Origin of the sequence: Micromonospora sp. NPDC050417 (assembly GCF_044458865.1) — a bacterium.
Lineage (GTDB): Bacteria > Actinomycetota > Actinomycetes > Mycobacteriales > Micromonosporaceae > Micromonospora_G.
In genome coordinates this window covers 46,509-71,817 of record NZ_JBITIH010000013.1, presented here as the reverse complement: position 1 = coordinate 71,817, position 25,309 = coordinate 46,509, and the positions used below count along the sequence as shown (strand labels likewise).

At 69.9% G+C, this 25,309-nt stretch carries 19 protein-coding genes; 13 read left to right on the top strand and 6 right to left on the bottom strand.

The window, feature by feature from the left end; genetic code table 11:
- Positions 1–6 precede the first annotated feature (6 nt).
- The 8 genes from ACIBF5_RS18200 (at position 7) to ACIBF5_RS18165 (ending at position 9,675) form a co-directional block, all read left to right on the top strand.
- Positions 7–1,311 carry an MFS transporter gene (locus ACIBF5_RS18200; protein WP_396812979.1) on the top strand — a complete coding sequence of 435 codons (1,305 nt, stop codon included), beginning with the start codon at positions 7–9 and terminating at the stop codon, positions 1,309–1,311.
- The gene (locus tag ACIBF5_RS18195; RefSeq protein ID WP_396812977.1) at positions 1,308–1,676 is read left to right on the top strand and encodes a nuclear transport factor 2 family protein; all 369 of its coding nucleotides are present in this window, start codon (positions 1,308–1,310) and stop codon (positions 1,674–1,676) included. The genes ACIBF5_RS18200 and ACIBF5_RS18195 overlap by 4 nt, the downstream gene beginning before the upstream one ends.
- A gap of 58 nt (positions 1,677–1,734) precedes the next feature.
- Positions 1,735–3,552, top strand: coding sequence for an amino acid adenylation domain-containing protein (locus ACIBF5_RS18190; RefSeq protein WP_396812975.1), 1,818 nt, complete (start codon positions 1,735–1,737; stop codon positions 3,550–3,552).
- Positions 3,549–4,763 carry a cytochrome P450 gene (locus tag ACIBF5_RS18185; protein WP_396812973.1) on the top strand — a complete coding sequence of 405 codons (1,215 nt, stop codon included), beginning with the start codon at positions 3,549–3,551 and terminating at the stop codon, positions 4,761–4,763. Before ACIBF5_RS18190 ends, ACIBF5_RS18185 begins: the two co-directional genes overlap by 4 nt.
- A complete protein-coding gene (locus ACIBF5_RS18180) occupies positions 4,763–7,906 on the top strand; it encodes an amino acid adenylation domain-containing protein (RefSeq protein WP_396812971.1) in 3,144 nt (1,047 codons plus the stop codon). The genes ACIBF5_RS18185 and ACIBF5_RS18180 overlap by 1 nt, the downstream gene beginning before the upstream one ends.
- A 134-nt stretch (positions 7,907–8,040) precedes the next feature.
- Positions 8,041–8,202: a hypothetical protein gene (locus ACIBF5_RS18175; protein WP_396812969.1), complete on the top strand. Its 162-nt coding sequence runs from the start codon at positions 8,041–8,043 to the stop codon at positions 8,200–8,202.
- Positions 8,203–8,209: 7 nt separating this feature from the next.
- Positions 8,210–8,812 (top strand): hypothetical protein, encoded by a 603-nt coding sequence (locus ACIBF5_RS18170; RefSeq protein WP_396812967.1) that lies wholly within the window; start codon positions 8,210–8,212, stop codon positions 8,810–8,812.
- Positions 8,809–9,675 carry a hypothetical protein gene (locus ACIBF5_RS18165; RefSeq protein WP_396812965.1) on the top strand — a complete coding sequence of 289 codons (867 nt, stop codon included), beginning with the start codon at positions 8,809–8,811 and terminating at the stop codon, positions 9,673–9,675. The genes ACIBF5_RS18170 and ACIBF5_RS18165 overlap by 4 nt, the downstream gene beginning before the upstream one ends.
- Here the strand turns inward: ACIBF5_RS18165 and ACIBF5_RS18160 are convergent.
- Positions 9,631–10,662 carry a LuxR C-terminal-related transcriptional regulator gene (locus tag ACIBF5_RS18160; RefSeq protein ID WP_396812963.1) on the bottom strand — a complete coding sequence of 344 codons (1,032 nt, stop codon included), beginning with the start codon at positions 10,660–10,662 and terminating at the stop codon, positions 9,631–9,633. The genes ACIBF5_RS18165 and ACIBF5_RS18160 overlap by 45 nt on opposite strands.
- 157 nt (positions 10,663–10,819) lie before the next feature.
- Between ACIBF5_RS18160 and ACIBF5_RS18155 the strand changes: the two genes are divergently transcribed.
- Positions 10,820–11,674: a class I SAM-dependent methyltransferase gene (locus ACIBF5_RS18155; protein WP_396812961.1), complete on the top strand. Its 855-nt coding sequence runs from the start codon at positions 10,820–10,822 to the stop codon at positions 11,672–11,674.
- A gap of 56 nt (positions 11,675–11,730) precedes the next feature.
- Here ACIBF5_RS18155 and aspS read toward each other — a convergent pair whose 3' ends face one another.
- The gene (gene aspS / locus ACIBF5_RS18150; protein ID WP_396812959.1) at positions 11,731–13,038 is read right to left on the bottom strand and encodes an aspartate--tRNA(Asn) ligase; all 1,308 of its coding nucleotides are present in this window, start codon (positions 13,036–13,038) and stop codon (positions 11,731–11,733) included.
- Positions 13,039–13,226: 188 nt separating this feature from the next.
- Between aspS and ACIBF5_RS18145 the strand changes: the two genes are divergently transcribed.
- Positions 13,227–14,261, top strand: a complete 1,035-nt coding sequence (locus tag ACIBF5_RS18145; protein WP_396812957.1) for an LD-carboxypeptidase — start codon at positions 13,227–13,229, stop codon at positions 14,259–14,261.
- Between the two features lie 48 nt (positions 14,262–14,309).
- Positions 14,310–15,518: an amino acid--tRNA ligase-related protein gene (locus tag ACIBF5_RS18140; RefSeq protein WP_396812955.1), complete on the top strand. Its 1,209-nt coding sequence runs from the start codon at positions 14,310–14,312 to the stop codon at positions 15,516–15,518.
- Positions 15,519–15,605: 87 nt separating this feature from the next.
- Here ACIBF5_RS18140 and ACIBF5_RS18135 read toward each other — a convergent pair whose 3' ends face one another.
- From ACIBF5_RS18135 to ACIBF5_RS18120, 4 genes are all read right to left on the bottom strand, one after another.
- Positions 15,606–20,576 carry a carbohydrate-binding protein gene (locus tag ACIBF5_RS18135; RefSeq protein ID WP_396812953.1) on the bottom strand — a complete coding sequence of 1,657 codons (4,971 nt, stop codon included), beginning with the start codon at positions 20,574–20,576 and terminating at the stop codon, positions 15,606–15,608.
- 532 nt (positions 20,577–21,108) lie between these two features.
- A complete protein-coding gene (locus ACIBF5_RS18130; RefSeq protein ID WP_396812950.1) occupies positions 21,109–22,932 on the bottom strand; it encodes a glycoside hydrolase family 15 protein in 1,824 nt (607 codons plus the stop codon).
- A 73-nt stretch (positions 22,933–23,005) separates the two neighbouring features.
- Complete coding sequence (locus tag ACIBF5_RS18125; RefSeq protein ID WP_396812948.1) at positions 23,006–23,539, bottom strand: hypothetical protein; 534 nt, start codon at positions 23,537–23,539, stop codon at positions 23,006–23,008.
- 188 nt (positions 23,540–23,727) lie between these two features.
- On the bottom strand, positions 23,728–23,955 hold the full coding sequence (locus ACIBF5_RS18120) for an ester cyclase (RefSeq protein ID WP_396812945.1): 228 nt from the start codon (positions 23,953–23,955) through the stop codon (positions 23,728–23,730).
- Positions 23,956–23,977: 22 nt separating this feature from the next.
- On the opposite strand from ACIBF5_RS18120, the gene ACIBF5_RS18115 reads away from it, so the two are divergent.
- Positions 23,978–24,508, top strand: a complete 531-nt coding sequence (locus tag ACIBF5_RS18115) for an RNA polymerase sigma factor (RefSeq protein WP_396812943.1) — start codon at positions 23,978–23,980, stop codon at positions 24,506–24,508.
- Positions 24,505–25,299 carry a zf-HC2 domain-containing protein gene (locus ACIBF5_RS18110; RefSeq protein ID WP_396812941.1) on the top strand — a complete coding sequence of 265 codons (795 nt, stop codon included), beginning with the start codon at positions 24,505–24,507 and terminating at the stop codon, positions 25,297–25,299. The genes ACIBF5_RS18115 and ACIBF5_RS18110 overlap by 4 nt, the downstream gene beginning before the upstream one ends.
- The last annotated feature ends 10 nt before the right edge of the window (positions 25,300–25,309 follow it).

Genomic DNA, 25,309 nt, shown 5'->3' with positions numbered 1-25,309 from the left:
ACGTCGATGTCTGTGCTTACCGACGTACGGGCCCTGCCCACGATCACCAAACGCCTGCTGCTGCTGGGCCTGCTCAACAACCTCGGCACCGGACTGATCATGCCGTTCATGGTGGTGTACGTCCACGACGTACACGGCCTTGACCTCACCGTGGCGACCAGCACGGTCGCGGTCACCTCGATCGGTGTGATGCTGGGCGCGCCGTTCGCCGGCTGGCTGGCGGACCAGCGCGGTCCGGAACTGACCGCCATCCTGTACCTGCTGGTGCAGACGGTCGGCATCGTCGGCTACGCGTTCTCCGGCACCGGCTGGCACTTCATCGCCTCCGCCGTACTGGTGGGTCTCGGTGCGGGCGGTGGCGCGGCGTGGAGCACCATGTACGCCAACAGCGCCCCCGCCTCGGCCCACCCCGTGGTGTTCAGCGTCAACCTCGCCGGCGCGAACCTGGCCAGCGGGGCGGGCGCCCTGATCGGGGCCGCGATCGCCTCCGTCTCCGCGCCGCTGACGTTCCGCGGCCTGTACCTCGCGGACGCGGCCAGTTGTCTGCTCGTGGCGATCGGTGTGGCCCTGGGCATCCGTGCCCGCTCCACCGCGCGCCTGACGCGCAGCCCGGCCGGCCGCTCCCCCGCCGATGCCACCGCCGCCGTGGAACCGTCCGGCGCCTCGTACGCCGTGGTCTTCCGCCACCCACTCTTCCTGGTCGTGCTCGCCATGGGCGGACTGCTCTTCTGCGCGACCTACGCACAGTTCGAATCCGGACTCCCGGTGTTCGCGACGACCCACGCGGCCGTGACCCCGGCCGGCCTCGGCATCCTGTTCGCGGTCAACACGGCGTGCGTCATCGCCAGCCAGGTGACGCTGCACAACGTGCTCACCCGGATCCGGCACGTCCACGCCGTGGCCGTGGCCGCCGCGCTCTGGGCCGTGAGCTGGGCCATGGTGTCGGTGGCGGGAACGGTCACCGACGGAACCGTCCGGATCGGCCTGCTCCTGGCCGCCGTAGGCGTCTTCGCCGTCGCGGAGACGTTCTTCGCCGCCGGCATGCCCACCCTGGTCAACGCACTGGCGCCAGCGGGAGCCCGGGGCCGTTACAACGCGGCGTACAGCAGTGCCGTCTCGCTCGGGTTCGTGATCGGACCCTTCGCGGCCGGCGCGCTCGCCGGGGGTCGGCTCGGCATCTGGTTCATCGCCGGCCTCGCGGTGCTCTGCACGGCACTGGCGGTCGGATTCGCGCTGCTCCGATCGCCCCTGCGGCAACCGGCGGACACCCGCGACGAAGCTCCGCGCGAGCCGGTGGCGGTGCCGGCATGAGCGTCGAGGAGCGGGAGATCGTCCGCCGGGTCGAGCGCTACTACACGGTGGTCGACGACAACGATCTCGGTGAGTTGCTCGACCTGTTCACCGGGGACGCGACGTACCACCGGCCGGGGTATCCGCCGCTGGTCGGACGCCACCGACTCGCCGAGTTCTACGGCGCCGAACGGGTCATCCGCCGGGGACGCCACACGCTGTGCAGCGTGGTCGCCGACGGGCGACGGGTGGCGGTCTGGGGCGAGTTCGCGGGGACGCTGAACGACGGCAGCCGCGTCGAGCTCCGGTTCGCGGACTTCTTCGTCGCCGCCGACGACGGCCGCTTCAGTCGCCGCGACACGTTCTTCTTCGCCCCGATGGTCTGACCCGACCACCCGTCCGCATGGTCGACCCACCGCACCCTCGGCACCCCCTGGAGATCACATGACCAACAGTCCGAACCACCACCCGACCCTGCCCGTCACCCTGCTCGACCTGCTCGCCCGCAGCGTCGCACGTTTCCCGGACCGACCGGCGGTCAGCGACGACCGGCAGTCCCTGACGTACACCGAGTTGGACCGGCGCTCCAGCACGCTGGCTGCCCTGCTGCGGCAACGCGGAGTCGGCGAGGAGGACCGCGCGGCGCTCTACCTCGACCGCTCGGTGGACGTCTTCGTCGCCATCCTCGGCATCCTCAAGGCCGGTGCCTGCTACGTCGCGGTGGACACCCGCTATCCGGACGCGCGACGGGACGAGATGATCAGCGGTAGCGGCTCCCGTGTGGTGATCACCCGACCGGAGTGGGAGCCACACCTCGCCCACCTCGACGTCACCGTGCTCGCCTACGCCGGCGGCACGGTCGACGTACCGGCGGACGGGACCGGCGACGGAGCCGCCCGGGACCTCGGGTCGACGATCCGCCCGGAACAGGCCGCGACCGTGTTGTTCACCTCGGGCTCCTCCGGTACGCCGAAGGCGATCGTGCTGGAGCACCGCAACATCGTCTCGTTCGCCTGCAACCCGGACCTGCCCGGACTGACGCCACAGGACCGGGTCGGTCAGATCTCGAGCCTCTCCTTTGACGCGTTCCATTTCGAGATGTGGAGCACGCTCGCGTACGGCGCGGAGGTGACCGTGCTGCCGCCCGTACCGGAGCTGTTGGCCGCCGACTTCCAACGGGAGATGAGACGGCGGCAGATCACCGCCATGCTGGTCCCCACCATGGTGATCAACCATGCGGTACGGGAGGACCGGGACGCCTTCGCCTCCCTGCGCCTGCTGCAGGCCGGCGGCGACGTACTGCTTCCGTCGTCGTGTCGGGCCCTGCTCGGCGGCGCGTTCACCGGCGAGTTGTGGAACCTCTACGGCCCCGCCGAAATCACCACCGCCTGTACCGCCCAGCGGGTCACCGCGGCCGAAGCCGCCCTGGACAACGTGCCGATCGGACGCCCGCTGGCCGGCACGACGGTGTACGTGCTGGACGAGCAGCGAGAGCCGGTACGCCCCGGTGACGTCGGTGAGCTGTACGTCGGTGGTCCGGGCCTCGCGCGCGGCTACCTGGGCCGGGCCGACCTGACCGGGGAGCGGTTCGTGCCCAGCCCGTTCCCGGGTGGCCCGTCCCGGCTCTACCGCACCGGCGATCTGGCCCGCGAGGGCGCGGACGGCATCCTGGAGTTCGTCGGTCGGGCCGACAGCCAGGTGAAGATCCGTGGCTACCGGGTGGAGCCCGGTGAGGTCGAGCGGGCGCTCTGCCGGCACCCGGACGTACCCGACGCGGTCGTCGTACCCTCGGGCACCGGCGACGACCGCCACCTGCTCGCCTTCGTCGTGCTCGACGGCGACCTCACCCCGGCCGGGCTGCGTCAGTACGCCCGCGACACCCTGCCCGACTTCATGGTGCCGGGTCACTTCCTCGTGCTGCCGCAGATCCCCGCCAACGAGCACGGCAAACGGGACCAGGAGGGGCTGCGGGAGCTGGTGGCCCAGCACCAGTTGCGGCAGGAGAGCTACATCGCACCGCGCACCGCCACCGAGCGGCACCTGGCCGGGCTCTGGGAGGAACTGCTCAGCGCGGAACGCGTCGGCGCCAACGACGACTTCTTCGCCCTGGGTGGCCACTCGCTGCTCGCGTTCCGCCTGCACCGGCAGATCCGGCGCGGGCTCGGCGTCGACCTGGAACACGGCGCGGTGCTGCGGAACACGGTGCTGGCCGATCTCGCCACCGCCATCGACGAGACGGCGGACAGGGGTGTCCTGATATGAGCGGCGCCGGACCGATCGACCTGACCGACACCGAACTCTTCCTCACCGGCAAACACACCGAGGCGTTCGCCTGGTTGCGGGCAACCGAACCGGTGTACTGGAACCACGCCACCGACGGCACCGGATTCTGGGCGCTCACCACCTACTCCGACGTGCTCTGGGCGTACCGCGAACACGCGTTGTTCGGCTCGGAGCGGGGCGCGATCCTCGGCGGCTCGTTCCGCAGCGCGGAGGACACCGCTGGCGGCCGGATGCTGGTCGCCACCGACCTCCCCCGGCACCGCCTGCTCAAACGGGAGATCCACCCCGCCCTGGCCGCCCCGGTCGTGGCCCGCATCGGCGCCACCGTGCGGGAACTGGTCGACCGGGCGGTGGAACGCGCCGTGGCGCACGGTGGTGCCGACTTCGCCACCGAGATCGCCACCGAACTGCCGGCCGGCGCGCTCATGGTGGTGATGGGCATCGGGTACGACGACGCCCACCACCTGATCCGGCTGACCCGTCGCATGGTGGGCTTCCAGGACGAGTCGTTCGTCGACACCGGGGGCGAGCAGCGGCTGCGGCTCGCCTGGCTACAGGCCGAGATCTTCGAGTTCTTCTCCGACCTGGTCGCGACCCGGCGCCGCCAACCCGGCGACGACCTGATCAGCCTGCTGCTGCGCGCCGAGGTGAACGGCCGCCGGCTGACCGAGGAGGAGATCTACTACAACTGCCTCAACGTGGCCGTGGGCGGCAACGAGACGTCGTCGTACACCGCCTGCACCGGGCTGCGGGCACTCATCGAACATCCGACGGAGTACGAGCGGCTGCTCGCGGCACCACAGTTGCTACCCGGCGCCATCGAGGAGATGCTGCGATGGAGTTCGACCAATGCCTACGTGCAACGGGTCGCCAAGCAGGACGTCGAACGCGGCGGCGTACGGATCCGCGAGGGTGACTCGGTGACGCTGTGGAACATCTCGGCGAACCATGACGAGACGCAGTTCCCCGAGGCACACCGCTTCGACGTGACCCGTACCCCGAACCGGCACCTGTCGTACGGGGCCGGCATCCACCGCTGCATCGGGGCACCCGCCGCGCAGCTCGAACTGTCCCTGCTGTTCGACCGACTGCTCGCCACGGGTGCGCGGTTCCGGCTCGCCGAGGAACCCCGCCGGCTGCGTTCCAACTTCATCATGGGTATCACCCGGATGCCGTTGGAGATCGTCTGATGGGCGCCGGTGTCGACGCCGCCAGCGTCACCCGGGGGCGGTCGTCGGTGGCCGTGCCCGACCGTCCGGACCGGATCGAGCGGCTCGTCGCAGAGCACGCTGCGGCGACACCGTACGCGGTCGCCGTCCAGCAGGGCGATCGGTCGATCACCTACGCCGAGTTGACGGAACGGGCGAACGGGGCGGCCGAGGTACTGGCCGACGCGGGTGTCGGTCCCGGCGACTTCGTCCCCGTACGCATGCGACGGTCACCGGAGCTGGTGGCGGTGCTGCTGGGGGTGCTGACGACCGGAGCCGCGTACATCGCGATGGATCCCGGCTGGCCCGCCGAACGGCTCGCCGAGGTGGTGCGGTCGAGTGGGGCACGGCTCGCGATCACCGATCAGCCGGACCTGCCGCTGCCCGGCGTACGGCTGCTGACCGCGACCGCCCTCGACCGGGTCGGCGGCCTCCCACCACGGCACACGCTCGACGGGTCCGCACCCGCGTGCGTCTTCTACACCTCGGGCTCGACCGGCCGGCCGAAGGGCGTGGTCTCCCCTCATCAGGGCACCATCCGCACCCTGGTCGACTACCCGACCATTCCCCTCGACCGGGACAGCGTCTTCCTGCAGGCCGCGCCGCTGCCCTGGGACGGGCTCGCCCTGGAGCTGTGGGCGCCCCTGCTCAACGGCGGCCGGTCCGTCCTGCTCGACCACACGGATGCCGTGCTGGACACCGCCGCGCTGCGCGACGCGCTCCGCCGCGGTGTGAACAGCATGTGGTTGACGAGCTCGTTGTTCAACGTCTTCGCGGAGGAGGCGCCGGAACTCTTCGGTGCTCTCCGGCTGCTGCTCGTGGGCGGCGAGCGGCTCTCCGTACCGCACATCCGGCGGGTGGTCGGGCGCTTCCCGGAGCTGCGCCTGGTCAACGGGTACGGTCCCGCCGAGGGCACCATCTTCGCCACGACCCATGTCATCCGCCCGGTCGACGTCGACGCCGGGAGCACCGAGATTCCCATCGGTCGCCCGGTTCCCCGTACCGGCGTCCTCCTGGTCGACCCGGACGGCATCCCCGTGCCACCCGGCACCACAGGCGAGATCGCGATCAGCGGCGCCGGGCTCGCCGCCGGCTACCTCGGTGACCCGGCGGAAACCGCACGACGGTTCGTCAGGCTGCGCGACGAGCGGCACTACCGCACCGGCGACCTCGCCGTGCTCGACTCCGAGGGGATCCTCCGCTACCGGGGCCGCGCGGATCGCCAGTTCAAGATCCGAGGGGTACGGATCGAGCCGGGTGAGGTCGAGGCCGTCCTGGAGGCCCACCCCCGGGTGGCCTCGTGCTGTGTCGTACGGCTCGCCGGCGCCACGGACCGGGTCGTACTCGCGTGCGCGTACACGAGCCGCGACGGCGCTGACCTCGACGGGGGTGAACTGCGCGACCACGCTGCCCGGTCGCTGCTCGACGCGATGGTGCCGACCGTGCTGCACCGGGTGCCCCAACTGCCGCTGGGCGTCACCGGGAAGGTCGATCCGGTCGCGGTGGGCCGGCTGCTGGCCGAGTTACTCGGCGACGACGGCGGGCACGAACCCACCGGCGACGACGGGCCACTTCCCGCCGCGGGCACGGGACGGGGCGGCGACGAACTGCTCCGCGCGGCCCGGGCCCTGCTCCGTCTGCCGTCGCTCGCGGATGGCGACGACCTGCTTCTCGCCGGTGCGTCGTCACTGGACGTGATCCGGCTCGCGGCCCGCGCCAGCACCCTGCTCGGCGCGCAGGTCACGATCGCGGAGGTCTACCGACTGCGTTCCCTCGCCGCGTTGCGCGGGTACGCCACCGAAGCACCGCCGGTCGGCGACACGATTGTGCCGGGGAGACGACCGGCGACCGGACCGGTCCCGCTGTCGCGGGCGCAGAGCCGGTTCTGGATGGCGGAGCAGGCGGCTCCCGGCTCGGTCGACAACATGATCGTGTTGGCGTACCAGTTGGCCGGCCCGTTGGACCCGGACGCACTACGCCGGGCGATCGGCGACGTCGTCGCGAGGCACACCGCGCTGCGTACCCTTTATCCATGGTCCGGTGACCTGCCGGAGCAGCGGGTCCTGGCCCCCGAGGACGCCCAGGTGGAGGTGGCGGAGGTGTCCGGCGGTCCGGCCGCTGATCCCCGTTCGGTCGCGACCCGGGTCACCGCCGACTGGTGGCGTCGGCCGTTCGACCTGGAGGAGGAGCTGCCGATCCGGGCCCGTCTCTGCCGTCTGGACTCCGGGCGGCACCTGCTCTGCCTGCACCTGCATCACATCGCCTTCGACGGCTGGTCGGAGTCACTCCTGGTCGACGACCTGCGCCTCGCCTACCGTGCCCGTCTCCTCGGTGAGGCACCGTGCTTTCCGGACACGCCGTCCTACCTGGACTACAGCGGGTGGGAGCAGAGCCGGCTCGGCGACTGGGTCCGCGACGACCTCCCGTACTGGCGTCGCACGCTCGCCCGGACCCCGCCGCCGGTGCTGCCGCCGCCCGCCGACGTCGGGCAGCCGCCACGTCGGGAGTCGACGCTCCGGGTGTCGCCCGCCATGGTCGGTCAACTGACCAGGGCCGCCGCGCTGCACGGCGGGCCGCCGACGGCCGCGCTGCTGACAGCCACCGGGCGGGCGCTCACCCGGGTGTTCGACCGGCCCGACGTCTGCCTGGGTACGACAACCGCCGGCCGGCTCGACCCGGCGCTGGAGCCGATCCTCGGCTACTTCGTCAACCCGCTCACGATTCCCCTGTACGGCGTGCGTGACGGATCGCCACGGCAGGTCCTCGATCAGGCGGCTCGGCAGTTGGTCGGCGCGCTGGCCCACGGCCGGGTTCCCTTCGACGAACTGGTACGGGTGCTCGGAGCGGACCGGACCCGGCACCCGTGGTTCCAGACCTGGGTGGTGCTGCAGCGGGCGACGTCAGCCGGCCGACTGGGCCCGGACGTGACGCTGTCCGCGATCCGGGTGGTGCCCCCCGTCACCACCCTGGAGCTGATGTTCGAGGCGGTCCCCCAACCCGACGGCGGGTGGGAACTGATCCTGCTCCGGCGGGCCGACGGTGTGGACACCCGCCGCGCCGAGACGCTGCTCGCCGCCGTCGAGGTGGAGTTCGCGGCACTCGGTGCCGCCACTGAGGACAGTTGATGCCAGGACGGTTGGTGTCAGGCGTGCGTGCTTCCGCTCCGAGCGAGCACGGGAAAGAATCTTAATCACCGCAACGAATTGCTGCGGATCCGGCAGGAAATCGCCGGTCCTTGCTTACTCTCGGGGAGTCAACCATGTCCGCATTTGCTCGCCTCGGTCGAGTTATTGGCGCACTCGCTCTGGTCACCGTGGCTTTCGCCGGAATCCACTCGGTCACGCACGACTCCGACGGGAATGCACCCGCGCAGGCCGGTTTCGGATGGGACTCCCCGGCGCCCGTACCGCCGGCGAACTGATTCGATCGTGGCGGTCAGCAAGAGCCGCATCGGATGGCTGTTGACGATTGGCGCGACCGCGCTGACGTTGGGCCTGCAAATGCGGCACACGGTGAAGAACACCAATCGGTGGCCGTGGTGTTCGTACAACATGTTCAGCTACCGGAAGAGCCACCGGGCGATGCAGTTGCGTACCCGGCTCGTCACCGCGTCGGGCGTCTGCGTCGGACCGACGGACCCCTGGGGGCTCCTGCCGCTGGAGTTCTTCCGGGTGATCTCGCTGCTTGAGCGGATCTTCTTCACCCAGCAGGACATGGCGGTCCGGGAGGAGTTCTGTCGCGGGGTGCTGGCCCGGCTCAACCGGGCTCCCTGGAAAGGGTGGGACGAGGTGAAGCCGGCACTCCTGGCCCCGCCCGGACAGCGTTTCGCTGCCCTGGAGCTCTACCTGGTGGCGGTCGACTTCGATCGTTGCGACCCGGTGGACCGCCTGCACGTGGAAAGCGTCGAACTGGTCCACCGGCACGATCCGGACGGGGTCGCGGCGACCTGTCCCCCGCCCCGGTGGCGGCTCCTCGACACCGCCCCCGCCCCGGCCCCGGCAACACAGACGGAAGGGAGCACCCGACCATGACGGGTATCGGCGCCATGCTGCGCCAGACGTTCGTGCAGCAGCCGGAGGCCCACCAGCGACTCGGACTCGCCCGGGTCACCACCGGGGCGGCGGTGCTGCGTACCCTCTGGCACCTGCCACCCGGCGAGGTCCTACACGAGTACGCGGACCAGGCCGAGCCCGGTTGGCGGTTGGACGCCCGCCAGTACGAGGCCCTGCGGGGGATCGCGTTCCTGTCGGTCGCCGCCTGGACCCTCGGCTGTGAGCACCCGGCGGTACGCCTGGCCGCGAACGGGTCGTTCGCCGCCCTACAGCGGCACGTGGCCCACTTCGACCAGCGGGCGTGGAACTACAACTCCAACCTGAACCTGGCACTGCTGCTGCTCTCCACCAGCGACACCCGGGGCAGCCTGGCCGACCCGGACCGGGCGCCGTCAACCGAGGTGGCGTCGGCGATGTTGGCCGCTATGCAGCTCTACTACGCCTGGGTCTACTTCCAGTCCGGGGTCGCGAAGCTCGTCGTCGGCGGGCCGAAATGGGTCGACGGCCGTACGGTCGCGGGCAGTTGGGCGGAGCTCGGTACGCCACTGGGTCGCCGCCTCGCGCGGGCCGACCGGAGGGTCGCCGCCACGGCCGGGGCGCTGAGCCTCCTCTTCGAGCTCGGATTTCCGGCCGCGCTGCTGGGGCTGTGGCAGCGCAAGGAGCTGGTGGGGGCGGCGTCGTTGGCCTTTCACGCCGGAGTCAAGGCGACCATGGACATTTCCTTCTGGCACCATTCCGCCTTCGCGCTGCCGCTCTTCGTGCTGCCGTCGAAGGCGGAGCGGGTGGTCGCCGCCGTGCTACGACTCAGTCCGCTGCGCAGTCGCCGGGGACGACGTCGGTGAGGCGTCGACCCACCCCGCCTGGGCGGCGCGTACGCCGGCCTCGAACCGGCTCTGCGCCCCGAGTCGGCTCATGAGATCAGCCATCATGCGGCGGGCGGTACGCAACGAGACCCCGAGCCGTCGCCCGACAACCTCGTCGGTGAATCCCTGGCCGAGCAGCCGGAGCAGTTCACGCTCCTGGCTTGAGAGGCCACGGTCGTCCCGTCCCAGGTCCTTGACGATAGGAGTGGCGAACGTCCAGACCTCCTCGAACCACGCGGTCAGCGCGGCGACCACGCCGGGTTCCTCGATCTGGATCGCACCGGCCCGGGAGTTGGCCGGATTCAACGGCAGCACCGCGATCTTGCGGTCCACCACGACCATCCGGGACGACAGCACCGGGACCGTACGGACCTCACCACCGGCCTCGGCCATCCACCGGGCGTACGCCATGGTCGCCTGGTCCTTGCGTGCGCTGTCGAGGTACACCGTGCGCAGGGCGACACCCCGGTGGAGGGCGTCCTCGTCGAGCGGGCGACTGTACTCCAGGCTGGCGGACGACTGCCCACCACCGGGCATGAGCGACAGGCATTCGAACTCGGCGTGGTGGGAGAGGTCCTCCAGTAGCGCCTGCACCAGGTCCATCCCGGTCAACCGTTTCACGGTGGCAGCCTCGGCGGCATTCGTGCGCGCCTCCGCCTCGGTGATGAGCATTTGGACGGTGGCGCTGCCGATGGCGAGGTTCTGCTGCTGGCGTTGCAATTCGAGCTGCTGGTTCCGGAGAAGCGCACTGAGACCCACCTTGGGACTCACCGCACGTAGCCGACCGGAGTCCTCCCGCGAGGGAAGAATGAGCTGCATCTCGACGAGCTCGTCGAGCGCGCGACGGACCTCCTGTGTCGACTGTCGGCATCGTTCGGCAATTTCGGACACCCCGTCGTCGGGGTGTTTCACCATGGCCAGATAGACGGCTTCCACCGCAGCAGAGATTCCCAGAAATTCGAGCACTCGTACTACCCCCCGTGGGCTGTGCCACCACTCACCACTGACCGTCGCCGACCCGCCGGCCCGACTCGGCGGTCGCGCGACGATCTTCAGTGTGCCACAAGGCGCCCTGGTCAGCGGGGGTCAGAAATCCGGCAATCCAACGAATAGAGGGCATCACATGATCACGAATTACATCGACGAGGTCACCGAGTACTTCCGCGTCAAGGCCGACGCCTACGACCGGGTGGACGAACAGGTCTACTGGCGACTGTCGGACGAGTTGCTCTGGACCCTGCTCGAACGTCACGTCCTGCCGTCGCTGCCCGCGGGTGCCGCCGTACTCGATGCCGGCGGCGGCACCGGCCGGTGGAGCGACCGGCTGCTGCGGGCCCGTACGGACCTGACCGGAACCCTGTTCGACCTCTCGGCCGACATGACCCGGCACGCGGCGGCGAAGTCCGTCGAGCACGGCTACGCCGACCGGTTCACCATCCTCAACGGTGACCTCGCCCGACTCGGCGAGCAGGTCGAGGACGAGCGGTTCGACCTCGTCATCAGCTTTCACAACGTGCTCGGCTTCGTCGACGACGTGCCGGCCGTGCTACGCGGGATCGCCGCCGCTCTCAAGCCCGGCGGTCGAGCCGTACTCGTCGTCCCGAACCGCTACCACGCTGTCTTCTTCAACATCTTCACCGGCGCACTCGACGAGGCGGAGAGCGTGGCACACACCCGCCGCGGTCGCTTCGCGCCCGAAATGCCGGCGATGCACATGTTCACCCCGAGCGAACTCGCCGGCACGCTGGGCGCGGTCGATCTGCCGGTCTCCGTGCTCACCGGCTTCCCCGTCGCGGTCTACCCCGGCTTCCAGGAAACCCAACTCGAGGGGACCAGCACCTCCGTACAGCAGGTGCTGACCAACCAGGAGGTGTACCAGCGGATCAAGGCGATCGAGTTGCGGCTGGCCGGCGAGCCGGGGCTCGCGGAACGCGGCAACAACCTCTTCGTCGTCGCCCAGAAGCCGACCCGGGGCTGAACGTCGTGTCCCGCCCGGCCGGAGGGGCCGTGGCCGGCCCCTCCGGCCGGCATTCGTCACGGGGTCAGGCGGTTCGGCCCCCGGAACAGGAACATCGCCTCCCGGATGCTGTCGAGACCCAGCAGGACCATCAGCATCCGGTTCAGGCCGGCTCCGAAGCCGCCGTGCGGCGGGGTGCCGAAGCGGAAGCAGTCCGTGTACGACGTCAGCGGCTCAAGGTTCATGCCCTTCTCCTCCGCCTGCTTGACCAGCACCTCGTAGCGGTGCTCCCGCTGGGCACCGGTGGTGATCTCGATGCCCTTCCACAGCAGGTCGAAGCTGGCCGTCACGGTGGGGTCCTGTTCGGGCCGCAGGTGGTAGAACGGGCGTACCGAGACGGGGAACTCGGTCACGAAGACGAACTCGCTGCCGTGCTGTTCCTTGGCCAACGCGGCGATCATGCGCTCGCCCTCGGGGTCCAGGTCGTCCTTCTCCCGCTGCGGGTCCCAGCCCTGGGCGCGGAGCAGTTCGATCGCCTCGGCCATCGTGTAGCGCGGGAACGCCGTCTCCGGTACCACCACCTCGATACCGAAGACGGCGGCGATCTCGTCGCCGTGGCGCTCCTTGACCCGCCGCAGCACGAGGGTGAGCATCTGCTCCTCGAACCGCATGACATCCTCGACCCCGTCGATCCAGGCGATCTCGACGTCCAGGCCGGTGAACTCGGTGGCGTGCCGGGAGGTGTACGACGGCTCGGCACGGAACACCGGGCCGATCTCGAACACCTTGTCGATCCCTCCGGCGATCGCCATCTGCTTGTAGAACTGCGGCGACTGGGCAAGGTACGCCGTCCGGTCGAAGTACTTCACGCTGAACACCTCGGAGCCCGACTCCGAGGCGGTGCCCATCAGCTTCGGGGTGTGCATCTCCGTGCAGCCCTGCGCGTACGCGTACTCGCGCAGTGCCTCCTCCACGGTGGTCTGGACCTTGAACAGCAACTGCCGCTCGGGCTGGCGTACGTCCAGGAAACGCCAGTCAAGGCGCTGGTCGATGCCGGTCTGCCGGTCGATGGGGACGGTCTCGGACCGGGACACCACCTCGATCGCGGTCGGGGCGATCTCAAGTCCGCCGAGCTTGACGTTCTCGGCCGCGATGACCACGCCGGTGATCTTCACCGCGGACTCCGGGGGCATCCCGTGCTCGATGAGCTCCTCGAGCTCGCCTGGAACATCGGTCCGCTTGTTCGTCACCTGGACCAACCCGGTGTGATCCCGAACGATGACGAACTGGAGCTTGCGCTGCAGACGCAACGTATTGACCCAGCCGTAGACGGTCACCTCCTGACCGACGACACCGGGCAGTTCACGGATCAGCGTCCTGGACATCGCACGTCCCCCATAGGTTCGGTCTATTCGCGTGGAAGCGTCCGCTGTGGTCCGGACGGCCGCCCCGGCGAGGGTAGTCCATTCCCGGGCGTCGGCGAGCACCCCGTTGGCCGTGCCATCGCCGCCACACCAACGGTGGCGGGTCCCGAGATCCTCCCCGGCCGAGCCGCACAGACATTGGAGCCCGTATGTCCAGCTCACCATCCCTGCCGCTGATCCGGCCGACGGCCCTGCGCCCGGGAGACACCGTCGGCGTCATCTCGCCCTCGTCGCCAGGCGCCGCCGTACTCACCACGGAGGTGCGGCGCGGAACCCGGGCACTGGAGCGGATGGGCCTGCGCGTCCGCTTCCTTCCGCACGCCCTCGGGTCGCACCGCTGGACCGCCGCGCCGGTCCAGGCGAGGGTCGACGACCTGCACGCGGCGTTCACCGATCCGGACGTGCACGCGGTGCTCTACAGCCTCGGCGGTCTGCACTCGGCGCAACTGCTCTCCGGGCTGGACATGGACCTCATCGCGGCCAACCCGAAGGTCTTCTGCGGATACTCCGACGCCACCGCCCTGCTCAGCGGGATCAGCACCGCGACCGGGCTGGTCACCTTCTACGGCCCGGCCCTCATCCCGCAGTTCGGCGAGCTACCGGAGCCGTATCCGGAGACGGTCGCGCACTTCCTCCAGGTCACGACGCGGGCGTCGGCGGGCGGCCGGTGCCCCCGGATCCCCTACCAGGTGGTCGACCTCGACTACGCCCGCCGGGAGCAGCAGCAACGGCCGCGCGACCGGTCGGCCGCGCCGGCCCGTCGGGTGCTGCGTCAGGGACGGGCGAGCGGACCGGCCCTGGCCGCGTGTCTGCCCTCGCTGCGTGACCTGATCGGCACCCGGTGGCAGCCCGACACCCGGGGGCGGGTGCTCCTCCTGGAGACGTCCGAGCCACCGTACTCGCCGGGGGCGGCGGAGGCCGACCTCTGGCACCTGCGCAACGCGGGAATGCTGGACGACGTCGCGGCGCTGGTGTTCGGCCGCACCATCGGGTGGGACCGACCCGACGTCGAGGACCTTTTCACCGCCATCCTGGAATGCCTCGACGGGACGGACGTACCCGTGCTGGCCGAGTTCGAGATCGGCCACACCAACCCGATGCTCACCATCCCCAACGGGGTCGAGGTCGCCGTGGACGGCGACGAACTCGTCATCCTCCAACCGGCGGTCGAGCCGCCCGCCTGAACCGCCGCTCATCCACCTGACACCGCACTGAATTCGGGGGTACCTTCCATGTCCCAGGTCAGCCTGACCGGCCGGGTGTACGGTCTGCGCCCGATGGGCAAGCGCCTCTGCTTCGGCACGTTGCGCTGCCCCGAGGGCGAGTACTTCTGTGTCTTCCCCGGCCGCCCCGACTTTCCCGCCGAGAGCGTGGTCCAGGTCCACGGGACACTGCGCCCGAGCGAGCGTTCGAGGCAGTTCGCGCAGGAGTTGTCGGTCGAGTCGTACGCGCTCGTCTCCGCCGGCGGTACGCTCACCAGCGCGCAGCTGAAGCAGGTCCCGTACAGCAAGGCGGTCCTGCCGAACCAGCACGTCTACATGCGGCTACCGGAGGTGCGCCGCCGGCTGTTGCACAAGTGGAATGCCATCAGGGACATCCGGGACCTGATGGCCGGGGAGAGTTTCGTCGAGGTCCAGTCGCCCCGGATCGTCGGTGGCATGGCCGATGGCGCGACCATGAAGTTCAAGGTCGACTTCTTCGGCACGCCGGCCAGCCTGAGCCTCAGCAACCTCCTGTTCCACACGGCGTTCGTGGCCGCCGACTTCAGCTCCGTGTTCGAGGTCGCGCCGTTGTTCCGGGCCGACCTCAACTACAGTTCCCAGCACCTGAGCGAGTTCCTCATCCTGGAGGCGACGGCCGCGTACCGCAGCCGGCGGGACATGATGCGCCTGTCGGATCGCGTCGTCCGGTCGGTGTGCGCGGGGGTGGACTCGCACATCCCGGAGAAGCATCTCGACGACATCCCGACGGTCACGTACCACGAGGTTTGCGCCATCACCGCACGCGCGGACACCGCTCCGCTGCGACCCGGTGGCAAGATCAAGCGTTATCACGCCCAGGCCGTCGCCGAGCATCTCGACCGGACTTTGTTCTGGGTGGTCGACCTGCCGGCGGAACACAAGGCGTTCTTCTCCTCCACCCGGTACGAGCCGACGGTCGACGCAGACGTCGCCGACGACTTCCGGCTCTACTGGGAGGAGATCGACATCGTGGACGGCGGCGAGCGGGTCACCGACCCACACCGGCTGCGTGAGCGTCTCGCGGAACAGCACCTCGACCCCGATCACTTCAGCTACTACCTGGAGGTCCTGAACAGTGGTGTTCCGCCGCTGACCGGATTCGGACTCGGCATCGAGCGGCTGCTGGCCAAGGCGATGGGCCTGGACAACATCCGCCAGCTCGTACCGTTCCCCCGTTTCGTCGGACACCTGGAACCCTGAGTCCGCGCGCGGACCCGGCCGGATACCGCCCCGCCGGGACGACGCCGGCCCGGCACCGTTCGGTGCCGGGCCGGCGCGAGTCAGAAGCTAGCTGACCAGCTTCCACGGACCGTTGGCGTCACCCGGTTCCTGGTTGCGGGTGTACCACTTGGCCTCGTACACGTGACCCTTGTAGGACACCCGGTCCCGGGCGTTGTAGACCGTGGTCGGCGTCCAGGCCGCCGGGCTGTTGTCCGGCGGCGGCGGAGCGATCTCCTCCCACGGGCCGTTCGGGTCACCCGGCGTCTGGTTGCGGGTGTACCAGCGGGCGCGGAACTTCTTGCCGTTGTGCGTCGCGACGTCGCCCGAGTTGAAGACCCGTGACGCCGTCCAGGTCGGGACACCGTCCTCGGTCATGCCGAGCTCCTGCCACGGCCCGTTCGGGTCGCCCGGCTTCTGGTTCTGTGCATACCAGGAGGCCAGGTAGACCTTGCCCTGGTAAGTAACCTTGTCGCCGTTGTTGTAGACCTTCGACGAGTTCCACGCCGCCGGCAGGTTCACCGTCACGGTGACGGTGCCCTGCGCCGGGTTGAGGAACGCGCTGCCGGAGTACGACGCGGTGAGCGTGTGGTTGCCGGCCGCGAGACCGACCGGAAGGACGAACGTCGCGGTGTCGCCGGTGAGGGCGGCCGATCCGCGGACCGTGGTGCCCTCACGCAGTTCCACCGTGCCCGCTATCGGCGCGGTGCCGGCGGCTACCTTGACCGTCACCTTCGCCGCCGTGCCCCAGTCCGTCGGGACCGAGGTCGCGGTGACCGTGGGCGCACCCTTGGCGGTGCTGAACACGGCCGGCTGGGCCACAGCCACGCCGTCGTCGGCGCTCTTCGCCGAGACGATCCAGGCGTAGGCCCTGCCCGGGAGCAGTCCGGTCCAGTTCAGCTCCGCGGTGCCGTTCGCGGTGACGTCGTCCGTCCCGATCGCGCCGGACGGCACGTACGCGGCCAGCGAGTCGGTGGAGAAGGACGTCTTACGGGTGGAGAGGTCCACCGGCAGGGTCAGATTGTCCTCCGCACCGTTGTACCTCGGCTTGGTCTGGCTGCCGTCCTGGCGGATGTCGTACTCGGTCGCACCGAAGTTCTTGAGGAACGGCGAGTACGTGTCGATGTGCATCTCGGCGCGATCGACGTCGAACTGGAGCAGGCGCAGGAAACTCGCGCCGAACTGCAGGCGATCGGTGGACCTGTGGTCCGGGGTGCCGTCGCCGTTGATGTCGATGTTGCCGTTGATGTCGACCAGACCGGGCCAGAGTTCACCGGCGGGCACCGTGTAGAACTGGTAGTCCGCCAGCAACTCGACCACGTCGTGCGACACGGTCACGCCGACCTTCGACTTCAGGTTGGTGCCGACGCCGTGCTCGTGGCCGGCGAGGACCAGGAACACGTTCGGGTTGGTCTCGACGACCTGCTTGTAGAGCGGTGAGCCGTCCGGTGCGGAGAACTCCGCCCCCCGCCCGTCGGGGTTGGTCGACGGCTTCAGGTAGTCGTGGGAGAGCAGGATCCCGTTGCGGTCCCTGTACCGCTTGAAGATCGAGTCGGCCCATCTGGCCTCCGGCGCCGTCACCCCGTACGACAGGCCCACCGCGACGAAGTCCAGCCCGCCGGCGGAGAAGAGGGTGTAGTTGTTCTGGTTGTCCTTGCCCGGAGTGACGGTGCCGTCCGCGTTGTCGACCTCGTCCCACGCGTGGTACTCGGTGCCGGCCGGCCACGACTTCGCCACCTGGTAGTAGCGGTCGGCGCCGAACGTCTTGCTGAACCGCGAGGTGGGACCGGTCTCGGCGCCCAACTGGTTGTCGTGGTTACCCGCGATGACCTGGTTGACCACGCCGTTGTCGTCGAGGATCTTCTGGTAGCCCGATGCGAGCGCGAGTTCCTTGTCGACCTCCGCGTTCAGGCCGGGGCGCTGGAGCGAGCCGTCCGGGTTGGTGGCGAGCGGATCGTAGTAGTCGTTCTCGATGATGTCGCCGGTGTGTGCCGCGTACGCGATCTTGCGGTCGGCCGCGTTGTCGGCGATCCACTGCATCTCGTCGCGGTACGTCGCCGCCCAGAGCGCCTGCTCCTCGGCGGTCGTGACGTCCGAGGGCTCGGCCTTGCCGTCCCAGTCGTCGTACGTCCCGCCGGCCGCACCCTCGGTCAGGTACTGCGTGTCGGTGAAGTGCGTGATCGCGAAGTCATACGAGTCCGGGTCCTCGAAGTGGTCCTTGTCGTTCTGCGCGGACGAGTCGCGTGGGGACAGGTCGTCGGCGAACGGGTCCTCGCCGGTGACCATCACGTGGAAGGCGTCACCGTCGCGGTACTGCGCACCCAGCGGGGCGGTGAGGACGGTGCTGTGTTCCGCCTGACCGCGCGAGCTGGTGACCACGTCCCACTTCTTGGCGGCCGGGTCCCACACGCGCAGTGCCACGACGCGCGCCGGGTCGGCGGTTCCCTCCCACCGCAGGGTCGGCGTCTGGTTCGTGGCGCCGAGCGGTACGTCGTACCGTTGGAACACCACGTCCCGGCCGGACGGGGTGTCGATCGTCTTGCCGTCGAGCGGACGCAGCGAGCCGACATCGACGGACTTGTCGTGCTTGACGTCGAGCGTGGTCGGCACCACGGTCGCCTCGCCCTGGTAGCCGGTCGACGGGCTCGCAAGGTCCGCCTTGGTGAACGTGGCGGTCAGTGCGACTCCCTCCTCGCCGGGAATCTTGGCCGAGAGCTTGGCCGAGGGTGAATTGGTGCCCGAGACGACCGCGTTCAGTTCGGTCGGGACGTCCGGGATGCTCGCGCTGGTGAAGTGCACCTCGCGAGTGACCGTGTTGCCGAGCGTGTCGGTTGCCGTCATCGCGATCGTGTGGGCTCCGGCGGGCAGGCCGTGGCCGATCTGGTCACCCTGGTTCACGGCGACGCCGTCCAGCGTGATCGTGGGCGCGCCGGCGATGCCCGTGGCGTCCTTGATCTTGATATTCAGCGCGACGGTCGAGGTCAGTCGCTGCCCCTCGGCCGGAACGCTGCTCTCGATCTCCGGCGCGGTGTTGTCGACGGTGAACTGCCGGGTCGACGTCTTGTCGCCGACGACGGCCTTGATCGAGTGCTTGCCGTCCCCGATCGACGTCGTGTCGACGTCCGCCCGCTTGCCCAGCGCCCGCAGCGCGGAGCCGTCCGACGCGGTCACATCGAACAGGATCGTCTTGTCCAGAGCGGCGTTGTGGCTACTGCCGCAGGTCCCGTCACCGATGAAGACGGTCACCGGTGAGCCCGCCGGGTAACTCGCCGAACCGATCGTGACGGTGTTCTGGGCGATCGCCTTCGTCAACTGGGTCGCCTTGCCGTCGACCGGGACGAGTGCGAAGTTGCTCAGCGTGAAGTCGTCGAAGTTGTCGCAACCGCCCGGTGTCGCGCTGCCATGGTTGCTACCGGCGACGAAGTCCAGGACGTTGACGCCGGGAACGAGCCACTCGTTCGGGAAGGAGAGGTCCGCGACCTCCCGCTCCCAGACGCCGAGGTCCAGCGGGATGCCGTTGATGAGCACCTTGTTGTCGTACCCGCTGTCGGTGCCGTTGCCGCCGACGAACACCCTCAGATGCGCGTCTCCCCCGCTGCCGAGGGTGTCGATGGTGCGGGTGGTCGGCGCCCCTGCGACGGTGAAGTGGAATTCGGCGTCGTTGTTGGCGCCGCACGTCCCGTCACCGAGCGGGAGCGAGGCCGCCGTGGTGGGTGACTTGGTCACGGTCGTACCACTGGTGGTGACGAGGTACGTGGTGCCGGCCGTGACCGTCCCCGGCGTACTCAGCGCCAGACTCGCCGTACTGCGGGTGATCTTGAAGTCGTCGTGGTTCGCGCAGGTCGCGCCGTTGGCGGTGCCGTTGTAGTCACCGGTCTTGACCTCGACGGCGTTGTCCCCGATTCGCAGGAGGCGAGAGGGGAACCTGAGGCTGACGTTCTCCGCACCGCCGACGCCGTAGTCGCCACCGAGGTCGACCCGGTTGCCGTTGACGAGCACGTAGTTGTGGTACCGAGCCTCGACCGAGTTGCCGGCCTCGATCGTGAGGCCGAGGGTCGCCGTCCCCGTGCCGACCGTTTCCGCGTTCTGCGCGGGCCGGTCGTCGATGGCCAGCGACTCGACGTTCTCCTTGCTGCCGTTCGGCAACGCGGCGATCACCGGACGCGTACCCCGGACGAGGGCCCCGTCGGCGGGGGTCACCTTCGCCGCCCCGGGCGACGCGTTGTTGACCTCGACGGTGACGCTCTCCTTGGCGCCCGACCTGGTGGTCGCGCTGACGGTGTGCGTGCCGTTGGCGAGGGCGGTGGTGTCGAGGTCGGCGCGGAGACCGGCCGTACTGCCCGGCTCGCCGGAGACGACGAAGGTCAGATCCTGGGTCAGCAGGCGACGCGAACTGCCGCAGGTGCCGTCGCCGAAGCTGTAGCTGAACAGGTTCTGCTCACCGTCGGCGACCACGCCGAGCAGGCTGAGGCTGGCGCTGCTGACCGCGAAGTCGTCGTAGTTGGGGCAGCGCCCGCCCTCGCCGTACGGCAACGCCTCGTACCCGACAGCGCTGGTGTTGGTGGAGTCGACCCAGTTCGCCCCGGCGTGGACGGTGATCGTGTTGACGCCGGAGTGCAGCCACTCGCCGGGGAAGTCGAGGGTGCCGCTGCGTCCCCCGGCAATGTCGGGGAAGGAGACACGGTCCGCCTCGGTCGTGTGTCCGTTGACGGTGATGTAGTTGTGGTACCGGGCCTCGGTGCCGTTGCCGCCCATGTCAAAGGCGAAGTGAGCGGTGCCGGCGGTCTTGCCGGAATCGATCGACTTACCGTCGACCGCGATGCCCGCGACGGAGTCGTTCTCGGTGGTGGGCTGGGCGGTGACACGAACCGTACCTTCGAGGGTCTGCCCGCCGCTCAGATGGAGCGTCGGTGCACTACCTACGGTAGGTGGTGGGGTTTCCCCCGCTCCCGCCACCGACGCTCCGAGTGCCGTTCCGGCCCCGGCGACGAGTGCGATGGCCACCACGGACCAGAGCACACGCACGCGCTTGCTACCCAAGCGCAGTTGATGCGCCATAACGAGGTTTCTCCTTAGGTGACTGTCGGACAGCACCAGCGTGAGAACGCACGCCGGACCTCGGCCCGGCCGGCGTCATCCGGGTATGCGCAAGGGCCACTCCGGGTCCACGGGTGCGGTGGCGCGTCAGCGGACGCGACCGGGCCGGAACTATGCCGAGCCTTGGCGAACCCGCAGACGTGGCCCAGTGATCAGAAGAGGATGTCGACGTGAACAGTTGGTCGATCAACTATCGGTCGACGACGGACAGCCCGGCGAAACCCAGTGGTTAGGCCCAGATCGGCCTCGCGCCGGCCGGGCTGCCAGGTACGGGAAATAGTGCCGACTGTGGACCCTCCACGCGTGCAGCGCGTCGAGGCCGGCGTCGCCGCCCTCGCTGGTGTCGTGACCGTCGCCGCCGGCTATTCGTGGTGGTGGCCGCTCGCTCTCTTCCTCGCCTTCGACCCCTCGATGCGGAACGTTCCTTCAGGCGGTCCGGGCGATGTTCTGGCGGACGCGCTCGGGTCGACAGCCGTCACCGCGCCGACCCGACCTGTGCCGCGCGGATGGCGAGGGCGGCCTGGACGAGCGTGGCGTGGGTCAGGGTCTGTGGATAGTTGCCGAGGTGGAGCCCGGTCGCCGGATCCATCTGCTCCCCGTAGAGCCCGAGGGGACTTGCCCGGTCGAGCAGCGACCGGAACATCTCGATCGCCTCGTCCACCCGACCGGTTCGGGCGAGGGCCTGGACCAGCCAGAACGAGCAGGGCAGGAACGCGCCCTCGGTGCCGGGAAGGCCGTCGTCTCCGGGCGGGTAGCGGTAGAGCAGTGGCCCACCGGCGGAGAGCTCGGTACGGATGGCCTCGATCGTGCCACTGGTCCGGACGCAGGTGCTGGGCTCGAAGTCCAACAGCGGCAGGACCAGCAGCGACGCGTCGAGTTGAGTTGACCCGTAGGCCCGGACGTAGCTGGACCTGAACGGGTCGAAGCCGTGTGCCCGTACGTCGGCGGCGACGGCGTCACGGGCGTCTCGCCACCGCCGCCGTTGCCGGTCCGGTAGCCGGTGGCTCTCGGCTACGCGCAGCGCCCGGTCCAGTGCCAGCCAGCCCATCAGCTTGGAGTGCACCTGCTGGGAGGTGTGGCGCAGTTCCCAGATCCCGGCGTCGGGTTCGTGCCATCGGCGGGCGACGACATCGGCGAATCCGCGCACCGCCCGCCACGTCTCCGGATCGAGCCGGTAACCAGCCTGTACGTACACCCAGGCGGCGTCGATGACCCAACCGTAGCCGTCGAGCTGGTGCTGACCGGTCGCGCCGTTGCCGGTCCGTACCGGCACGCTGCCCGCGTAGCCGGGCCAGCCGTCGAGGGTCCGCTCCCTCGGCACGGCCAGTCCGTCCAGGGTGAACAAGGCGGGCAGACGCGGTCGCTGCAACCGGCTCGCGCGCAGCAGCCACGCGAGAAATCCTCGGGCCTGGTCGGCCTTGCCGACGCCGAGGAACGCCGCGACGCCGATGCTGGCGTCGCGTGGCCAGACGTAGCGGTAGTCCCAGTTCCGTACCCCGCCCGGATGCTCGGGCAGCGACGTCGTGGCCGCCGCGACCGGGGCCTGTGCGGGCGAGTAGGTCAGCAGACGCAGGGTGAGCAGGCTGCGCGCCACGGCGTCACGGAACGGAAGGTCCTGGTCGATCTCGGCGATCCAGTCGCGCCAGCGCGTCTCGTCCCGGAGCAGTACCTCCCAGGCCGCGTCCGGCGCGACGTCGACCAGCGGCTCACGGTGGGCCACGGTCAGCACGGCGAGGACAGGTCGGTCCGGGGTGACCGTCACCTCGCTCGGTCGACCGGGTACGGGTCTCAGCTCGGGGGCGCAGTGCAGGGAGACCGCCAGACCTCCCCAGACGCAGACGAGCACCTCTCCCCGGTACCGGACGCGCGGCGCCCGGTGCCTCGGTCCCAGGCGAGGGTCGAAGTCGACGACCGCCGACACCGGGCCGCCCTCGACGGACAGACGGCGCACGAGCAGGGTCGTCGGTAGGAGTTCCCCGGCGACCTCGGCCACCATCGCTTCGGTGAGCGTGAGCCGGCAGCCGCCGACCGCCCAGACGGTTTCCATGGTCGCCGTGTGGGGCAGGTACCGCCGCCCGACGACGGGAGCCGGGGCAGCCGGGCCGATCCGGTACGTCCCCGCCGCCGCCCCGCCGATCAGCCGGCCGAACAGCGGCTCGCCGTCGAACCGGGGTACGCACATCCAGTCGATCGCTCCGCCGCTGGAGACCAGGGCGGCGGTGCGGGTGTCCCCGAGCAGCCCGTAGTCGCCGATCGGTGGGGGCGCCACCCCGTACGTCGGGTACGGGTGGTGCGTCATCACGCTCCCTTCCCTCGGGTCGAGGCCCGGCGCGCGCCGCCGTAGGGCAGGTTGACCGGGCGGTGTCGGCGACTCAGCGGGCCTGGAGGAACAGGCCGAGGACGATTCCGTAGAGGATGTGTACGACGGCGGTGACCACCGGCGTCTGGATCCCGTAGTTGAGGGCGAACAGGCCGGGGGGTTCGAGCAGGGCCCTGCTCGATGGCCCGGCGCGCAGCGAGGCCATGCGCGGATGCACCCCTGGCAGCAGTGGCAGGAGCACGGTCAGGGCGACCCCGACGTGCACCACGCCGAGGGCGGCGCCGAGCCACCAGCTGGAGCGTCCGAGCAGCGCGAACGTGGCCGCGTAGCCGAGCGCGAAGCCCTGGCCGGCGGCAAGGTGGATGAGGAAGCCGGCGACCCGGGCTCGGTCGGGATCCTCGACGACCATCGAGCCGAGGATCAGGGGCAGGTCGACGCGGGTCAGTCCGACCAGTTGAGCGATGATCATCGCTGCGGTGAGCGCGGCGGTGGCCAGCACACCGAAGAGTGCCCAGCCGGCCCAGTCCATCTCAGTGGCGGATTCGGGTCGGGGCTCGCCGATGATCCGGGCCACGGCGCCGTACATCCATCGGTCAGCCCTCCCAGCGCCGCGCGGGTCGTCAGTCGTCCACGTGCGTGCGTCCCCGCTGGCTTCTCGGACCCCACGGTAGGCCCCGGGTACCGGGCTGACCAGGCAACTCGCCGGTGCGGGGGACGGCAGTACGGGATGCCGGACCAGATTGCCGCGCCACCGGTCGGCGACCCTGCCGGAGTTCAGCCGATCTGTTGGTAGAGCGTCGCCATGTCCGAGCGGATCCACTCCTCGGCGACGAGCCCTCCGGCGATGCGGTAGAACTCGTGGCTCTGGTACGCCACCACTCGTCCGGTCGCCGGGATGCCCTGGAATTCGCCCCGGTGGGTGCCCCGACGCGTCATGCGAATGGCGACGCGGAACCTTTTGCAATGCAGTCGCAATGTTAATCGGAGAACCGATCCGCCCACCGCTGCGTCCTAACCTTGCGTGATGGAGGAGGACGACAGGCAGCTCCTGCGCCTCGTCGGCAAGGGTGACCGACGGGCGTTCGAGGTGTTCTATGCCCGTAACGCCCCCTGGCTGGCGCTGCGTCTGCGCCGCCGGTGCCGGGACGCGGACCTGGTGAGCGAACTGCTCCAGGAGACGTTCCTCGCCGCCTGGCGGGCCGCCGACAGCTATCGGGGCGACGGCGAGGTGGTCGGCTGGCTGTGGTCGATCGCCTCGCGTCGCCTGATCGACGCGAGCCGCCGGGCCCAGGTCCGTCCGCAGACCGTCGACGCGCCCAACGAGGCACAGCTCACGTCGCCGTCCGCGGAGGAGGAGGCCATGGCCGGCGCGTACGACGCCAGGCTGGAACAGGCGTTGGCCGGATTGTCGCCCGAGCTGCGGGCGGTGCTCCAGGCGACCGTTCTCGACGGCCTCAGCATCCGGGAGACCGCCCTGGTGCTGGGGTTGCCGGAGGGCACCGTCAAGACCCGCGCGATGCGCGCCCGCCGAGAGCTGAGGGCTGCACTGTCATGACCGCCGAGGACTTTCACATCCACGACCTCGTACTGCGTGCCTATGCCGAGGACCGGCTCGGCGACAGCGACAGTTGGTCGGTCGAGGCCCACCTCGGCCGCTGCCCGTCCTGCCGCGCCCGCCTCCCGCTGGACGAACCGACGAGCCAGCAGATCGCCGTGGTCGGCGCGAGCCTGCGGGACGACCTGCCCCGACAGGGGCGGCTGCGGGCCGGCACCCGCTGGCGGCGGATCACCGTACTCGTCGGATTCGGGCCGGCGGCCAGACTGGGCTGGTTGATCTCCGTCGCTGTCACGCTGGGCCTGCTGGTGGCGCTCGCCGCCAGCCCCGCGCCGTCCCGCTCGTGGCTGCTCCTGCTGATCGCACCGGTCCTGCCGGTGCTCGGCATCGCCGCCTCGTACGGCCTGCGCACCGATCCGCTGCACGAGCTTGTGGCCGCCACCCCGTACGCCGGGCTGCGGATCGTGTTGTGGCGGACCGTGTCGGTACTCGCGGTGACCGCCCCGGTCGCGTTCGTGGCCGGGACGGCGTCCGGCATCGGGCTACCGGTCATGTGGTTGCTGCCGTGCCTGGCGTTGACCGGCCTGACCCTCGGGCTCGGCACGGTGATGGAGATCGGGCGGGCCGCGGCGGTGGTGGTGGCCGGCTGGGCCGTCGTGGTGCTCGCACCGCTCGGCGAGGCGTGGATGGTGGCACCGGCGACCGGCACCGCGTGGGTGGTGGTGACCGGCGTCGGGGTGGCGTTGACGTTCTGGCGCAGGGATCGGTTGGAGACCGGGGTAAGACGATGACAGGGATGCT

Bases quoted from the DNA above. Each gene is read 5' to 3' on its own strand.
- ACIBF5_RS18200 (WP_396812979.1), top strand. From the start codon at position 7: ATGTCTGTGCTTACCGACGTACGGGCCCTGCCCACGATCACCAAACGC.
- ACIBF5_RS18195 (WP_396812977.1), top strand. From the start codon at position 1,308: ATGAGCGTCGAGGAGCGGGAGATCGTCCGCCGGGTCGAGCGCTACTAC.
- ACIBF5_RS18190 (WP_396812975.1), top strand. From the start codon at position 1,735: ATGACCAACAGTCCGAACCACCACCCGACCCTGCCCGTCACCCTGCTC.
- ACIBF5_RS18185 (WP_396812973.1), top strand. From the start codon at position 3,549: ATGAGCGGCGCCGGACCGATCGACCTGACCGACACCGAACTCTTCCTC.
- ACIBF5_RS18180 (WP_396812971.1), top strand. From the start codon at position 4,763: ATGGGCGCCGGTGTCGACGCCGCCAGCGTCACCCGGGGGCGGTCGTCG.
- ACIBF5_RS18175 (WP_396812969.1), top strand. From the start codon at position 8,041: ATGTCCGCATTTGCTCGCCTCGGTCGAGTTATTGGCGCACTCGCTCTG.
- ACIBF5_RS18165 (WP_396812965.1), top strand. From the start codon at position 8,809: ATGACGGGTATCGGCGCCATGCTGCGCCAGACGTTCGTGCAGCAGCCG.
- ACIBF5_RS18155 (WP_396812961.1), top strand. From the start codon at position 10,820: ATGATCACGAATTACATCGACGAGGTCACCGAGTACTTCCGCGTCAAG.
- aspS (WP_396812959.1), bottom strand. From the start codon at position 13,038: ATGTCCAGGACGCTGATCCGTGAACTGCCCGGTGTCGTCGGTCAGGAG.
- ACIBF5_RS18145 (WP_396812957.1), top strand. From the start codon at position 13,227: ATGTCCAGCTCACCATCCCTGCCGCTGATCCGGCCGACGGCCCTGCGC.
- ACIBF5_RS18140 (WP_396812955.1), top strand. From the start codon at position 14,310: ATGTCCCAGGTCAGCCTGACCGGCCGGGTGTACGGTCTGCGCCCGATG.
- ACIBF5_RS18130 (WP_396812950.1), bottom strand. From the start codon at position 22,932: ATGACGCACCACCCGTACCCGACGTACGGGGTGGCGCCCCCACCGATC.
- ACIBF5_RS18125 (WP_396812948.1), bottom strand. From the start codon at position 23,539: ATGTACGGCGCCGTGGCCCGGATCATCGGCGAGCCCCGACCCGAATCC.
- ACIBF5_RS18115 (WP_396812943.1), top strand. From the start codon at position 23,978: ATGGAGGAGGACGACAGGCAGCTCCTGCGCCTCGTCGGCAAGGGTGAC.
- ACIBF5_RS18110 (WP_396812941.1), top strand. From the start codon at position 24,505: ATGACCGCCGAGGACTTTCACATCCACGACCTCGTACTGCGTGCCTAT.